This is a genomic window from Nonomuraea sp. CA-218870, assembly GCF_050936535.1.
Lineage (GTDB): Bacteria > Actinomycetota > Actinomycetes > Streptosporangiales > Streptosporangiaceae > Nonomuraea > Nonomuraea corallina.
Map to the genome: position 1 here is coordinate 3,639,508 of NZ_JBNJMN010000001.1, position 13,765 is coordinate 3,653,272.

Genomic DNA, 13,765 nt, shown 5'->3' on the forward strand with positions numbered 1-13,765 from the left:
AATCGCCTTTCCGCGCCTCGCCTGTCGGGAAGCCGCTCCGGACCTTGTACGCTGCGATCGACGAGTCGACTAGGAGGAGTGCCTGCGTGAGCAGCCTGGAGGCCGTCTGGGTGCAGCGGTACGACCACCCGGGGGCATCGGTCGTGACCGGCGTTTTCGACATCCTGCACGTGGGCCACGTGCGCTATCTCGGCGCGGTGGCGGCCCGCGGGCTGCCGCTGGTCGTCGGCGTCGAGGACGACCCGCGCGTACGGGCGTGGAAGGGCCCGTCGCGGCCGTTCAACCCGGCGGCGGAGCGGGCCGAGGTGCTGGCCGCGCTGCGCGCGGTGACCGGCGTGTTCATCGTCACCGGCCCGCCCGAGGCGCACGGGCCCGAGGACTACATCGACCTGCTGGCGCCGATGCGGCCGGGCGCGCTCGCCCACACCGCGGGCGACCCCCACGCGGGCGGCCGTCGCGCCGCCGCGGCGCTGCTGGGGGCCGACTGCTGGGAGATGGAGGCCATCCCCGACCGCTCCACCACCCGCATCGTCAACGCCGCCGGCAAGGGGTAGTGCGCCGTGCGGCGGGGCATGATCGCGTGACCTTCGTGGACATGACGGCCGATCGGCTCGCGCGCGGGGTCACCGACCTGCTGGCCCCGCAGGTGCTGGTGATCGCCATGCCGCCGGCCGTCGGCCTGCTCGCCCAGGGCTGGGCGGGGGCCGCGTGGGGGCTGGTGGCCTCGGCGCTGTGCGGCGGCGTGCCCGCGGCGGTGATCGCCGCCGGGGTGCGCTCAGGCCGCCTCGACTCCCACCACATCGTGGACCGCTCGCGCCGGCCGGGGCCGCTGCTCGCCGCCGTGGCCGGCGTGCTGGGCGCGCTGGTGCTGCTGGCCTGGCTGGGCGCGCCCCTGCTGCTGCTGGCCGTCGTGACCGCGATGCTCGCCGCGCTGGCGGTGGCCGTCCCGGTGACCCTCCGCTGGAAGATCTCCTTCCACGCCGCCGTGTGCGCCGGCACGGTCGTGGTGCTGGCGTACGTGCTGCCCGCCGCGCCGGTCCTGACGGCCGGGGCGGCGCTGGTGGCGCTGGTCTGCTGGGCCAGGGTCCGGCTGACGCATCACACCCCGGCCCAGGTGGCCGTGGGCGCGGCCGTGGGGGCGCTCGTCACGTGGGCGACGCTGACGGCCTTCGGCGTGGACTGACAGCGGAATAAGCTCCGCGCACGCCGGGGTTGCCGGGGTATGGACGCCGTGAGCCGTGGCCGGGTCCGCGTCGAGGGCTCGGCCAAGCGTGTCAGGACCTATCTGGGCGGGCATCCCGCCGCCGACACCACCCGCGCCCTGCTGGTGTGGGAGATCCCGTACTACCCGACGTACTACCTCCCGCTGGAGGACGTCATGGCCGAGCTCAGGCCTACGGGCGCGGTCGAGCGCTCGCCGAGCCGGGGCGACGGCCTGGTGCACACCGTGGCGGCGGGCGGCAAGGAGGCGGCCGGCGCCGCCCTCACCTTCCCGGACTCGCCGCTGGAGGCGATCAGGGGGCATGTCCGCTTCGCCTGGGACGCCATGGACGCCTGGTTCGAGGAGGACGAGCAGGTGTACGTGCACGCGCGCAGCCCGTACACCCGCGTCGACATCCTGCCCAGCTCCCGCCACGTCCGGGTCGAGGTGGGCAGCGTGACGGTGGCGGACTCGCGGCACGCCCGCATCCTGTTCGAGACCGGCCTGCCGCCCCGCTACTACCTGCCCAAGACGGACGTCCGGCTGGACCTGCTGGAGCACACCGGCACCGTGACCCGCTGCCCGTACAAGGGCACCGCCGAGTACTGGTCGGTCGACGGCGAGCCGGACCTGGCCTGGTCGTACCCCACTCCGCTGCCGGAGAGCGGGCGCGTCGCCGGCCTGATCGCCTTCTACGACGAGAAGGTCGACACCTACGTCGACGGGGTGCTCCAGGAGCGTCCGAAGACGCCGTTCGGTTGACAGGGCGCCGCCTTTCCACCACCCTTTCACTACTTAATTAGTGAAAGGGTGTTATGGTGGAGTTCCAGTTGGACCGCGGGTCCGGAGTGGCGACGTACCTCCAGCTCGTGCACCAGGTCAAGCAGGCGTTGCGGCTGGGCACGCTGCGTCCCGGCGACCAGCTGCCCACCGCGCGCGAGGTCGTCGAGAAGCTGGCGATCAACCCCAACACCGTGCTCAAGGCCTACCGCGAGCTGGAGCGCGAGGGGCTGGTGACGGGCCGGCCAGGCCTGGGCACGTTCGTGGAGCGCGGCGTGGGCGGGGCCGGCCTGGCCGAGCACGCGCGGCTGCGGCGCGGGCTGGCGGCCTGGGTGCGCGAGGCCAGGGACGCCGGGCTGGACCAGGAGGACCTGCGGGCGCTGTTCGCCGCCGTGCTGTCCGACGCCGATCGGGAGGGCGCCGCGTGAGCGCGCCGATCCTCGAGGTGACGGGGCTGGGCGTGCGGCGGCGGCGCCGCTGGGCGCTGCGCGACTGCTCGCTCGCCGTGCCCGCCGGCCGGGTCGCCGCGCTGGTCGGCCCCAACGGGGCCGGCAAGTCCACGCTCATGCTCGCCGCCGTCGGCCTGCTCGCCCCGGAGCAGGGGAGCGTCACGGTACGGGGAAGCGTCGCCTTCGTGGCCCAGGACAAGCCGCTGTACGAGTCGTTCACCGTCGCCGAGACGCTGGAGTTCGGGCGGCGGACGAACCCCCGGTGGGACGGCGAGGGCGCGCGGGACCGGCTGGACGCGCTGGGCGTCCCCCTGGGCGCCAGGGCGGGCCGGCTGTCCGGCGGGCAGCAGGCGCAGCTCGCCCTCACCCTGGCGCTGGCCAGGATGCCCGACCTGCTGGTGCTGGACGAGCCGCTGGCCAATCTCGACCCGCTGGCCCGGCATGACGTGATGCGCACGCTCATGGGCGAGGTGGCCGCGCGCGGGCTGACCGTGCTGCTGTCGTCGCACGTGGTCGCCGATCTGGAGGAGACCTGCGACTGGCTGGTCCTGCTCAACGGCGGCAGGCTGCAGGTCAGCGGCGGCATCGACGACCTGCTCGCCGGGCATCTCGTGCTTTCCGGCCCGGCCGGGGACGCTGATGGCCTGGACGCGGTCTCCGCCTCCGTGACCGGCAGGCACGCCACGCTGCTCGTCCGCGGCGAGCGCGCGCCGGACCTGCGCTGGAGCGCCCGCCGGCCGACCCTGGACGAGCTGGTCATGGGCTACCTGCGCAGCCCGGGGAGCTCGGCGCTGCCCGCTCCCGCGGCGGTGAAGCGATGATCTGGGTCACCTGGCGCCAGCACCGGGCGCAGCTCCTTGTCACCGCCGGCTTCCTCGTCGTGCTCGGAATGCTGCTGCTCAGCTCCGCGACCGAGGCCCGGAGCTTCGTGTCCCGCTACTCCCGTGACGGCTGCCCGCCGGGCTCCGACTTCTGCGGGTCGGTGGAGGTGGCGGTCGGGCTGGGGGAACGCTACGACGCCGTCTACACGCTGTTCGGCTGGATGCCGCTGGTGCTGCCCGCGCTGATCGGCGCGTTCTGGGGGGCGCCGCTGCTCGGCAGGGAGTACGAGCGCGGCACCCACCGGCTCGCCTGGACGCAGGGGATCCCGGTCGGGCGGTGGCTCGCGGTCAAGCTCGGCCTGCTGGGCGGCGCGGTGGTGGCCGGCGGGCTGCTGCTGTCGCTCATGGTCGGCCTGTGGCGGCCGGTGTTCCGTGAGGGGATCGACTCCGGGTTCGGCAACATCGGGATGTTCAACATGACCGGGGTGGCGCCCGCCGCGTGGTGGCTGTACGCGTTCGCGCTCGGCGCCTGCGCCGGGGCGCTGCTGCGGCGCACGCTCCCGGCGATGGCGCTGGTCGTCGCCGGGGTGGCGGCCACCATGGTCGCGCTGTTCGGGCTCAGCGACCACTACGCCGTGCCGGAGCGGGCCGTGCTCACGGACGCGGTCGTGCTCGACGACCCCGACGCCCGCCTCGTGGACGCCGGCTGGGTCGACCCGTCGGGGCGGGCCGTCGACGCCCCCACGGGATGCGAGCGCCCCTTCGACGGCAGGAGGACCGAGACGTGGCACGCCTGCCTGTTCGCCCAGGGCTACACCTACGCCGTCAGCTACCACCCGCCGGAGCGGTTCTGGCGCTTCCAGTGGACCGAGGCGGCCATCCTGACGGCCGCCTCCGCCCTGCTGATGGCCGGCACCGCGCGCCGCGTGCTGCGGCGCACGGCGTGAGGCCCGTCAGGTGAGCAGCCTCGTCAGGACCCGGGTGCCGAACTCCAGGCCCGCCACCGGCACCCGCTCGTCCTTGCCGTGGAACATGCCGAAGTAGTCCAGGTCCGGCCGCAGCATGAGCGGCGCGAACCCGTACCCCTCGATGCCGATCCTGGCGAACGACTTGGCGTCGGTGCCGCCGCTCATCACGTACGGCACCGGCCTGGCCAGCGGGTCCTCGGCGACCAGGGAGCCGGCCAGCTCGTCGAAGAACGACGACGGGTACGGGGCCGCCGGGGCGTCCTCCAGGTTGACGAACTCCCGGGTGATCTTGGGGCCGAGCAGCTCGTCGAGCGTCTCCAGGAACTCCTCCCGCTGCCCCGGCAGGTAGCGGCCGTCGACGTGGGCCTCGGCGGAGGAGGGGATCACGTTCACCTTGTAGCCCGCGTTCAGCATCGTCGGGTTGGCCGAGTTGCGGATCTGACCCTGGAACAGCTGTCCCAGCGGGCCGAGCCGGGCCGCCTCGGCGTCCAGCCGGTCCAGGTCCACCGGCTGCCCGGTGATCTCCCCCAGCCGCTGGATCAGCGCCGCGACGGACGGCGTGAGCCGGACCGGCCACTGGTGCGCGGCCACCCGCGACAGCGCGTGCGCCAGTGTGGCCACCGGGTTGTCGGCCGCGGGCTTGGAGCCGTGACCGGCCACGCCGTGCGCGGTCAGCTTCATCCAGGCGGTGCCGCGCTCGCCGACCGCCACCGGATAGACCCGGTGGCCGCCGGCGTCGACGCTGAAGCCGCCCGACTCGCTGATCGCCTGCGTCACCCCGTCGAACAGCTCCCGGTGCTCGGACACCGCGTGCCGCGAGCCGTAGTCGCCGGTCGCCTCCTCGTCGGCCAGGAACGCCAGCACCACGTCGCGCTTCGGCCGCTGCCCGCGCGCCCGCATGCCGAGCACGGTGGCCAGCGTCATCGCGCACGAGCCCTTCATGTCGACCGCGCCCCTGCCGTGGACGCAGCCGTCGGCGATCTCGCCGGAGAACGGGGGCAGCCGCCACTCGGCCGGGTCGGCGGGCACCACGTCCAGGTGGCCGTGGATGAGGAGCGCGTCAGGGGAGTCGCCGGCCATCCTCGCCACGACGGTCGTGCGCCGGGGCGCCGACTCGAACACCACCGGCTCCAATCCGGCGTCGGCCAGCAGCGTGGCGACGTACTCGGCGGCCGGGCGCTCACCCGGGCCCGGGTTGGTGGTGTCGAACCTGATCAGGTCCGAGCAGATCTCGGCGACGTCCTTCACTTTCCACCCTCCAGCTTCAGCGGCGCGACCTCGGGCGTCTCGAACCCGAACAGCTGCCCGTAGAAGGCCAGCTCGGCCTCCAGCGCCGCGACGATCGTCTCCTCCCTGCGCCAGCCGTGCTGCTCGCCGGGGAAGGTGAGCAGCGCCCACCGCTTGCCGTGCCGGTCCAGCTCGGCGACGAACCGCTCGGCCTGGCTCACGTCCACGATCGCGTCCTCCAGCCCGTGCAGCATCAGGCACGGGCCGGACGCCCGGTGCGCGTGCAGCAGCGGCGAGCGGTCGGTGTAGCGCTCACGGGTCTCGGGCAGCGGCCCGATCAGCCCGTCGAGGTAGCGCGACTCGAAGTCGTGCGTCTCGGCCGCCCAGCTCTCCGGGTCGGTGATCGCGTACTGCGCGACGCCGCCCGCGAACACGTCGCTGTGCACCAGCGCCGCCACCGTCGTCCAGCCGCCGGCGCTGCCGCCACGGATCGCGATCCTGGCCGCGTCGGCGCGGCCCAGCTCCACCAGCCCGCGCGCCACCTTCGCGCAGTCCTCCACGTCGACCACGCCCCACTGGTGGCGCAGCCGCTCCCGGTAGGCCCGCCCGTACCCGGCCGAGCCGCCGTAGTTGACCTCGGCCACGCCCAGCCCCCGGCTGGTGAAGTAGGCGATCTCCAGATCCAGCATGAGCGGGCTGCTCCCGGTCGGCCCGCCGTGCACGAAGATCACGTACGGGGCGGGGCCGCGCACCCCGAGCGGCGGGTACACGTGCGCGTGCACCCCCTCGACCGTCATCGCCTCCGGCTCGGGCAGCAGCGCCCGGTCCGGCAGCGGCCTGGGCGCCGAGACGGTCTCGCGCTCGCCGCTGCCCAGGTCGATCAACGCCACCTCCAGGGGCGTGTGCGGGGTCGCCCGCACCGCCGCGGCCTTGCCGCCGGCCGCAGACACGGTCGAGCCCCAGTGGGTGGCCTCGCCGCCGATCTCGCGCAGCTCGCCGGTGGCGGGGTCGAGCAGGCCCAGCCGCCGCCGGTCGGCCGTCCCGTACACCAGCACCAGGCGGTCGCCGGCGAGCGCCATCCAGGTCAGGCCCGGCTTCCACGGCGCGTTGCCGAACTCCAGCTCCATCGGCGTGAGGTTGCGGCCCCGGACGCCGTCGCGGCCGATCTCGTGCACGTTCCACCAGCCGGTCGGGTCGGTGACCGCGTAGAGCGTGTCGTCGTCGCGCCACTCGGCCTGCACGACCGACTCGCGCGGGCCGCCCGCCACCACCGTGTACGGACCGGCGACGCCGTCCGCGCCGAGCGGGGCGACGCAGAGCTCGGTGCCGTCCCACGGCATGTTCGGATGGTCCCAGCCGATCCAGGAGACGTGCCCGCCGCCGGGGGACAGGCGCGGGTTCATCAGGAAGCGCTGCGCCTTGGCGATCACCCGGACGCCGTCGCCGGACAGCGGGACGGCCACCAGGTCGCGCACGTCCTCGATCTCCCGCACCGCCCACACCTCGTCCCTGCCCGGCGGCAGGAACAGGTCGGCGTAGCGGGCCGGCCCCGGCGGCGTCAGCGGCACCGGGCCGGCGCCGCCGACCCGGTAGACGCGCTGGTCGGCCCAGTTCGTGAACACCAGGCCGCCGCCGGGCAGCGGCCGCCACGACCGGCCCCCGTACTCGACCACCCGGTTGCGCGCGTTCCAGCCCTCGGGCAGCGCGTCCTCGCGCTCACCGCCGGGCAGCCGCCGCACCACGCACCGCCGGCCGCCCTCGTGCGGGCGCGGCTCGTCCCACCACACCTCGACGCCCGCGGGCGTGGACACGGCCTCGACCCACTGCGGGCCGCCGTCGGCGCGGGCCACCTCAATCGCTCGGATACTCATCTCTCACCAATTGCCATCAGACTCGGGCAGGGACATCTCAGGGGGATGCAGGACGTACGCGATGCCGCCGCTCCCGGAGCTCCGCAGCCACACGTGCTCGAACGCCCCGCGCGGATACACCCGGCGCACCCGGCCGTCGGGCACGGCGGGGTCGTTGACCCGCACGTCGCCCCCGGCGGTGAAGCCGGTCACCACGATGAGGTTCCCGCTCGTGGAGTAGCCGGCTCCGGGCAGCTCCCGCTCCTTGAACGACAGCGACACCACGACCGGGATCCCGGCACGGGCGAACCGCTCCAGCTCCGCCGCCGACCTCAACCGGGTCACGAACCCGCGCAGCCCGTACGAGCCCGCGTAGGCGACGTTGAACGGCCAGTTGCCGGTGCCCAGGTAGCCGCTGTCGTAGGTGCCGCGCGCGGCGTGGTCGACGGCCGGCTGCGGGCAGCCCGCTCCCGCCCGGTCCAGGTCGTCCGGCCCGCGGCCCCAGTAGGCCAGCACCATGGCCGTCGCCGCGGGGCCGCACCAGTTGGCGCCGCCGCCGTCGTACTCGGGATGGTGGCCGGCGTGCGCGTGCTGCCAGTGTTCCGGCACCTCCAGCCGCACCGGCCCGGCGCCGGACGGCCGCGAGCCCCCGGGCGGGCGCGCGGGCAGCGCCGACGCCATCACCGCGAGCCCTTCGACGCGGGCGCCCGCCCCGCACGCCCGCACCCGCACCCGGTAGGCCGACAGGGGCCGCCGGGCCACGAACGTGTCGACCGCCACGTCGCCGTCCTCGTCACCCTGACCGGCGACCGACGTGCGCGGCCCGCCCCGCTCCGACCAGCGGCCCATCACGTACCACCGGGTGCGGCGGCCCTCGGCGGTGACCGCCTGCAGCTCGACCTCGATCCAGGAGCCCGGCGGAGTGCGCGCGGTCCACGACGGCACGAGCTGCGTCGCGGGGAAGCCGATCAGGTGCTCGTCACTGATCCAGCCGTCACCGGCGATCGGGGGCACGGTGAAGCGGGTGAGGGCGACGCGGGCCCGGTCGACGGTGAGCACCGGCCCCATTCTGGAGCCGCGCCGCAGGTCACGCATCGGAGGTTTTACGTACTGCCCGTTTGTCGGTGACGATCTCTATCGTCCGGGCCATGACTCAAGCAGTGCAGGCGTACGCCTACGCCGGGCCCTCCGCCCTCGCCGACGGCCGGCTCGGCCTGTCCACCTCCGGCGGCACGGCGCTGTCCGGGCCCCACACGCACCCCAGGTTCTTCAGCGGCCTGCTCACCCAGGCCGCCCCGGCCGCGGCGGGCCTGCTGGCGGTCGCCGACGTGGCGATGGCCCGCTACCACCAGCCGCGCCCCGGCTGGACCCGCGACCCGGTGGTGACCTGCGACGGCGACCGGCTCAGGTTCGAGTCGTTCTCCGCCTGCGGCGGCGTCTACGCCCGGCTCGACGTGACCGCGCTCGACGGCGAGGTGCTCGACCGCGGCACCACCAACGTCGACGTCAACGGCCCCCTGCGCGAGTCGCTGCGCCGGGTCGGCGGCCGTGACCCGCTCCACCTGGGCGTCGGCCCCGACGAGCTGACCGTCACCACGCTCGACGGGGCCGTGGTGGAGAAGAAGGTGCCGCTGCCCACCCGCTGGCTGCGCGGCTTCGCCGAGGTGCAGGTGATCGCCGCCGGGTTCGACCTGCGGGCCGAGCTGAACGGGCCGCAGGCGGTGCGCTTCCTGCGCTCGCTGCCCCGCGGCGCCCGCGGCACCGTCTGGGCCGTGCCCGCCGGCCGGGAGCTGCGCCTGGCCGCCGGTCCCGGCCGCGGCGCCGTCTGCCTGTCCGGGCCGGGGCGGATCGCCACGCTCATGCCGCTGCTCAGGTTCGCCAGGGCGCTGCGCGTGTACGGCCCGGCGGGCGACGCCGGCCAGGCCGCCGCGTGGGAGCTGGAGCTGCCCGGGATGCGCTACACGCTGGCGGTCTCGCCGGAGCCGTGGCGCGGCTTCTCCGGCGAGGGCCAGGTGCTGGAGGACCTCGCCACCGAGGAGGCCGCCGCCGACGCCGACCTGATCGGCGTGCTGCTGAACTTCGAGCCCGCCGTGGAGGTCGGGCTGCTCGCCGACCGCTCCGGCCTGACGCCCGCCCGGGTGCGCGCCGCGCTCACCCAGCTCGGCACCGCCGGCCGGGTCGGGTACGACCTGCACGAGGCGTCCCACTTCCACCGCGAGCTCCCGTACGACCGCGACCAGGTGGCGCAGCTCAACCCGCGCCTGACGGCGGCCCGCGCCCTGGTGGAGTCGGGGGCCGTCCGCCTGGACGGCGACCTGGCGGAGGTCACCACGACGGGCGGCCTGCGCCAGGTGCGGATCGAGGCGGGGTCGTGCACCTGCCCGTGGTGGTTCGACCACCGCGGCTCCCGGGGCCCGTGCAAACACGTGCTGGCCGCCAGGATCGCGGCCCGCGCCCTCGTGGAGACCCCGGTGTGAGGGTCAGAGATACAGGCCCGTGCTCTCGTCGGAGGGGGCGGCGGTGAAGACGCGGCCCGAGCGCAGCGCGTACAGCTGGGCGAGGGTCGCGCCGGACGGGCCGACGCCTTCGGAGGAGCCCAGCCACGCGACCGCCTCCTGCCGCGACAGCGGGCCGACCTCCAGCTGCGCCAGGCAGCGGCCGGGACGCACCACGGCGGGATGCAGCCGGGTCAGGTCCTCGTTGGTGGTGATCGCCACCAGCACGTCACGGCCCTGGCCGAGCAGGCCGTCGGTCAGGTTGAGCAGCCGCGACAAGCCCTGCCCCGCCTGCGACTTGGCCGCCGCGCCGATCAGCTCGTCGCAGTCCTCCAGGACGAGCAGCCGCCAGCGCTGCTTGTCGTCCTCGTCGTTGTCGTAGCCGACGGCCACCTCCATCAGGTAGCCGGGCTCGTCGAACAGCCGCTCGGGGTCGAGCACGCAGTCGACCTGACACCAGTCCTGCCACTGCTTGGCCAGCGTGCGCAGCAGCGTCGTCTTGCCGGTGCCCGGAGGGCCGTGCAGCAGCAGGAGACGGCCGCTGACGTCGCCGGGCCTGACCCGCATCAGGTCGCCGAGCGGGCCGCGCACCCGCTCGGCGTAGTTGCCGCTGATCTGGTCCCACGGCTGCGCGGTGATCGGCTTCTCCGACCGGTTGCCGCCGTGGGTGCCACGCCACCAGAACCCCATCTCCACGTGGTCGGTCTCGGGCGCGGGCTCCTCCGCGCCGGCCACGCTCTCCTTGAGCACCGAGCGCGCCAGCTCCTCGCTGGTCGCGCTCACGCTCAGCGTGGCCGAGCGGTTGCGGTGCTTGACCACCCGCAACGTCCAGCCGTCGCCGCAGATCAGGCGGGACTCCATGCCGTCCTCGACCACGGCGGTGCGCACCACGCGGCCCTCGGCGGGCCGCAGTGGCGCGTCGGGGCGGACCCGCTCCAGGTTGGCCACCCGCGACCACGGCTGGTGCCCCGTCGCGAAGGGCGACAGGGCCAGCGCGTCGATCACGTCGACGGCGGAGTCGGAGTCGTCGAGCCAGACGTTCATGGGGAGCTCGGCGTCTTCCTGACTGGGGAACGGCACCTCCCTGATGACAGACATGAGGTCTATGATCACATCCCCGGAGGTGCGTGTCGAAGACTTTAGCCGGGCCGCCCGGTCAGCGCTGCCAGACCCGCACGTGGTCGACGACGAAGTCGGCCGGCAGGGTGGTCGTGGCGTCGGGATCGCCCAGCCAGCCGCCGATCTGGAAGTTCAGCCGCAGGTGGAACTTGCGCTTGTAGGTGGCGTCCGCGCCGAAGGTCTCCTCCAGCCACGACGTGGTGTCACCGTCGCGGCGCCAGATCTCCCGGCCGTCGACGTACCAGCGGATCACGCCCGGCTCCCACTCGGTGGTGTAGGTGTGGAAGCCGTCGCCGGGGTGACCGGAGAGGAAGGTGTAGCGGAAGTCGTTCTTGGTCGGCTTGTAGTCGCGGAAGATGGCCGCCGTCGCCGCCTTGTAGTAGGCGGAGCCTCCGGGGAGCTCGGTGACGTCGATCTCGCCGTTGCCGCCGTCGTCGGGCCGCATCCAGAAGGCGGGCCACAGGCCCCGCGAGTTCGCGGGCCCGTTGGGCGACTTGATCCGGGCCTCGAAGCGGCCGTAGGTGAACGACGCCTTGGTCCTGGTGTCGAGGTAGCCGGTGGTGTAGGACCGGGTGCCGCCGCCGCAGGTGTAGTTCTCCTTGTGCGCCCGGATGGTCAGCGCGCCGTCCTTGACGAAGACGTTCTTCGCGCGGCTGGTGATGCAGGCGCGGTCGTAGTCCACGCAGGAGTCGCGGGCGTTCCACTTGGCCGTGTTCAGCGCGGTGCCGTCGAACTCGTCGGACCACACGAGCCGCCAGCCGGGGGACGGGCTGGGGGAAGGGCTGGGCGAGGGGCTGGGGGACGGGCTCGCCGTGGGCGCGGTGTAGGAGATCACCAGCCGCGGCCGCGCGGTGGCGGTGGAGTTCTCGCCGGAGGCCCAGTAGGTCCTCGTGTTGCGGGTCGACTGGCGGACGGCGAACGTCGCCCACAAGCCGAATGCCGAGACCGAGTGGATCTTCGCCGGATCCGGTCCCGCGCCGGGGCTGCGCTAGCGTTCGACGCGTGAGGACCATCGACTGGGTCGACGGCGCCATCGAGCTCATCGACCAGACCCGGCTGCCCGACGCCTGCGTGACCCTGCGCGTCCACACCGTGGACGAGCTGATCGGCGCGATCCGCAGGCTCGCGGTGCGGGGCGCCCCCGCGCTCGGCGTGGCCGGGGCGCTCGGCGTGGTGCTGGCCCGCGGCGACAGGGAGGCCGTCGCGCGGTTGCGCGCCGCCAGGCCCACCGCCGTCAACCTGGCCTGGGGCGTCGACCGGGCCGCCGCCCGCATCGAGGAGGGCCCCGAGGCGGTGCTGGAGACGGCGCTGCGGATCAGGGACGACGACATCGCGGCCTGTCACGCCATGGGCGAGCGCGGGGCCGACCTGCTCCAGGGCGACCGGCTGCGCATCATGACCGTGTGCAACACCGGCGGCCTGGCCTGCGTCGAGCGGGGCACCGCGCTCGGCGTCGCGCAGACCCTGCACGAGCGCGGCCGGCTCGCCGAGGTGCTCGCCCTGGAGACCCGTCCGCTGCTGCAGGGCGCCCGGCTCACGGCCTGGGAGCTGGGCAGGATGGGCGCGCCGCACCGCCTGGTCACCGACGGCGCCGGGCCCTACCTGCTGGCCAGGGGAGGCGTCGACGCGGTGCTCATCGGCGCCGACCGGATCGCCGCCAACGGCGACACCGCCAACAAGATCGGCTCGTACGCGCTCGCCCTCGGCGCGGCGCGGGCCGGGGTGCCGTTCATCGTCGTCGCCCCCGAGAGCACGATCGACCCGGCCACCCCGTCGGGCGAGCACATCGAGATCGAGGACCGGGGCGCCGACGAGATCGTGGCGTTCCGCGGCGCCCGGGTGGCCCCCGAAGGCACGGACGCGATCAATCCCGCCTTCGACGTGACCCCACATGACCTGATCACGGCGATAGTGACAGAAGCGCGAGTGATCCACCCATAGGTAAATTCAGGCGAAAGATCTCACCTGTGCGGAGGTCACGCCCTACGCTCGGTGCTCAAGCTGATGCAACCCGGGAGTGCAGGCATGGCCATCGAACTGATCAGCAGGAAGGCGTGGGGCGCCCGATCGCCGCGGGGGAGCTACACGCGGCTCGACTCCACCAGGGGCGTGAAGGTCCACTACACGGGCGGCCGGGTCGATCCCCGGATCGTGGACGAGCATGACCGCTGCGCCGCGCTGGTCCGGTCGATCCAGAACTCCCACATGGACGGGAACGGGTGGATGGACATCGGCTACTCGTTCGTCGCCTGTCCGCACCAGCGGGTGTTCGAAGGCCGGGGGCTGAACCGCCTGCCCGCCGCCAACGGCGCGGGGCTGAACCAGGGCCACTACGCGGTGCTCGGCCTGGTGGGCAACTCGGGGCTGGTGCAGCCGCCCGACGGGATGCTGCACGCGATCCTGGACGCCGTCGACCACGTCCGGCAGAACGGCCGGGCGGGCAAGGAGATCAAGGGGCACCGCGACGGCTACGCCACCGACTGCCCCGGCGAGCCGCTCTACGGGTGGGTGCGCAGGGGCGCGCCCCGGCCGGGGCAGGGCGACGGCCCCGGCGAGCCCGAGCCGCCCGGCGCGCCGCCGTTCCCCGGCCGCCTGCTCAGCTATCCGCCGGTGACGCGCGGTGACGACGTGCGCACCTGGCAGGCCGGGATGGCCGAACGGGGCTGGGAGATCGACGTCGACGGCGCGTACGGGCCGGACTCACGCGAGGTGTGCCGGGCCTTCCAGCGCCAGCAGGGGGTAGACGACGACGGCGTCGTCGGTCCCGTCACCTGGCGGCTCACCTGGGAAGCTCTTGTGACGTAAAACTCCGCCCACCCGTGTTACCTCGCAAATCGGCGTATGCGTACTATCCG

General features: G+C 74.1%; 14 protein-coding genes. 9 read left to right on the plus strand and 5 right to left on the minus strand.

The genetic code is table 11. From position 1 onward, the window contains the following. The first annotated feature begins 86 nt into the window (after positions 1-86). From ACQEUU_RS17585 to ACQEUU_RS17610, 6 genes are read left to right on the plus strand one after another with little or no spacing between them, the layout of a single operon-like run. Complete coding sequence (locus ACQEUU_RS17585) at positions 87-554, plus strand: adenylyltransferase/cytidyltransferase family protein (protein ID WP_270157257.1); 468 nt, start codon at positions 87-89, stop codon at positions 552-554. 41 nt (positions 555-595) lie between these two features. Further along, positions 596-1,183: a hypothetical protein gene (locus tag ACQEUU_RS17590; protein ID WP_433067106.1), complete on the plus strand. Its 588-nt coding sequence runs from the start codon at positions 596-598 to the stop codon at positions 1,181-1,183. Between the two features lie 39 nt (positions 1,184-1,222). Next, positions 1,223-1,963, plus strand: coding sequence for a DUF427 domain-containing protein (locus ACQEUU_RS17595; protein WP_433067109.1), 741 nt, complete (start codon positions 1,223-1,225; stop codon positions 1,961-1,963). Between the two features lie 53 nt (positions 1,964-2,016). Then, a complete protein-coding gene (locus ACQEUU_RS17600; RefSeq protein WP_433067112.1) occupies positions 2,017-2,409 on the plus strand; it encodes a GntR family transcriptional regulator in 393 nt (130 codons plus the stop codon). Further along, positions 2,406-3,251, plus strand: a complete 846-nt coding sequence (locus ACQEUU_RS17605; RefSeq protein WP_433067114.1) for an ATP-binding cassette domain-containing protein — start codon at positions 2,406-2,408, stop codon at positions 3,249-3,251. Before ACQEUU_RS17600 ends, ACQEUU_RS17605 begins: the two co-directional genes overlap by 4 nt. After that, a complete protein-coding gene (locus tag ACQEUU_RS17610) occupies positions 3,248-4,198 on the plus strand; it encodes a hypothetical protein (protein WP_433067117.1) in 951 nt (316 codons plus the stop codon). The genes ACQEUU_RS17605 and ACQEUU_RS17610 overlap by 4 nt, the downstream gene beginning before the upstream one ends. Before the next feature lie 6 nt (positions 4,199-4,204). On the opposite strand, the gene ACQEUU_RS17615 is transcribed toward ACQEUU_RS17610, so the two are convergent. From ACQEUU_RS17615 to ACQEUU_RS17625, 3 genes are read right to left on the minus strand one after another with little or no spacing between them, the layout of a single operon-like run. After that, the gene (locus ACQEUU_RS17615; RefSeq protein ID WP_433067119.1) at positions 4,205-5,467 is read right to left on the minus strand and encodes a M20/M25/M40 family metallo-hydrolase; all 1,263 of its coding nucleotides are present in this window, start codon (positions 5,465-5,467) and stop codon (positions 4,205-4,207) included. Continuing rightward, a complete protein-coding gene (locus ACQEUU_RS17620; protein ID WP_433067122.1) occupies positions 5,464-7,317 on the minus strand; it encodes a S9 family peptidase in 1,854 nt (617 codons plus the stop codon). The genes ACQEUU_RS17615 and ACQEUU_RS17620 overlap by 4 nt, the downstream gene beginning before the upstream one ends. A 3-nt stretch (positions 7,318-7,320) precedes the next feature. After that, the gene (locus tag ACQEUU_RS17625) at positions 7,321-8,364 is read right to left on the minus strand and encodes a peptidase C39 family protein (protein WP_433071881.1); all 1,044 of its coding nucleotides are present in this window, start codon (positions 8,362-8,364) and stop codon (positions 7,321-7,323) included. 80 nt (positions 8,365-8,444) lie between these two features. On the opposite strand from ACQEUU_RS17625, the gene ACQEUU_RS17630 reads away from it, so the two are divergent. Next, positions 8,445-9,773: an SWIM zinc finger family protein gene (locus ACQEUU_RS17630; protein WP_433067125.1), complete on the plus strand. Its 1,329-nt coding sequence runs from the start codon at positions 8,445-8,447 to the stop codon at positions 9,771-9,773. Positions 9,774-9,776: 3 nt separating this feature from the next. Here the strand turns inward: ACQEUU_RS17630 and ACQEUU_RS17635 are convergent, their stop codons facing one another. Continuing rightward, a complete protein-coding gene (locus tag ACQEUU_RS17635) occupies positions 9,777-10,889 on the minus strand; it encodes a DUF5925 domain-containing protein (RefSeq protein ID WP_433067128.1) in 1,113 nt (370 codons plus the stop codon). A 58-nt stretch (positions 10,890-10,947) separates the two neighbouring features. After that, a complete protein-coding gene (locus ACQEUU_RS17640; RefSeq protein ID WP_433067130.1) occupies positions 10,948-11,841 on the minus strand; it encodes a glycoside hydrolase family 16 protein in 894 nt (297 codons plus the stop codon). A gap of 71 nt (positions 11,842-11,912) precedes the next feature. Here ACQEUU_RS17640 and mtnA point away from each other — a divergent pair, with 71 nt between their 5' ends. Then, complete coding sequence (gene mtnA, locus ACQEUU_RS17645) at positions 11,913-12,851, plus strand: S-methyl-5-thioribose-1-phosphate isomerase (RefSeq protein WP_433067133.1); 939 nt, start codon at positions 11,913-11,915, stop codon at positions 12,849-12,851. 84 nt (positions 12,852-12,935) lie between these two features. Next, positions 12,936-13,715, plus strand: a complete 780-nt coding sequence (locus ACQEUU_RS17650) for a peptidoglycan recognition protein family protein (RefSeq protein ID WP_433067136.1) — start codon at positions 12,936-12,938, stop codon at positions 13,713-13,715. Positions 13,716-13,765 lie beyond the last annotated feature (50 nt).

What these genes read in the sequence shown, in the direction of transcription:
- ACQEUU_RS17650 (WP_433067136.1), top strand. Translation starts at nt 12,936, where the DNA reads ATGGCCATCGAACTGATCAGCAGGAAGGCGTGGGGCGCCCGATCGCCG.
- ACQEUU_RS17635 (WP_433067128.1), bottom strand. Translation starts at nt 10,889, where the DNA reads ATGTCTGTCATCAGGGAGGTGCCGTTCCCCAGTCAGGAAGACGCCGAG.
- ACQEUU_RS17630 (WP_433067125.1), top strand. Translation starts at nt 8,445, where the DNA reads ATGACTCAAGCAGTGCAGGCGTACGCCTACGCCGGGCCCTCCGCCCTC.
- ACQEUU_RS17610 (WP_433067117.1), top strand. Translation starts at nt 3,248, where the DNA reads ATGATCTGGGTCACCTGGCGCCAGCACCGGGCGCAGCTCCTTGTCACC.
- ACQEUU_RS17625 (WP_433071881.1), bottom strand. Translation starts at nt 8,364, where the DNA reads ATGGGGCCGGTGCTCACCGTCGACCGGGCCCGCGTCGCCCTCACCCGC.
- ACQEUU_RS17620 (WP_433067122.1), bottom strand. Translation starts at nt 7,317, where the DNA reads ATGAGTATCCGAGCGATTGAGGTGGCCCGCGCCGACGGCGGCCCGCAG.
- ACQEUU_RS17590 (WP_433067106.1), top strand. Translation starts at nt 596, where the DNA reads ATGACGGCCGATCGGCTCGCGCGCGGGGTCACCGACCTGCTGGCCCCG.
- ACQEUU_RS17600 (WP_433067112.1), top strand. Translation starts at nt 2,017, where the DNA reads ATGGTGGAGTTCCAGTTGGACCGCGGGTCCGGAGTGGCGACGTACCTC.
- ACQEUU_RS17595 (WP_433067109.1), top strand. Translation starts at nt 1,223, where the DNA reads ATGGACGCCGTGAGCCGTGGCCGGGTCCGCGTCGAGGGCTCGGCCAAG.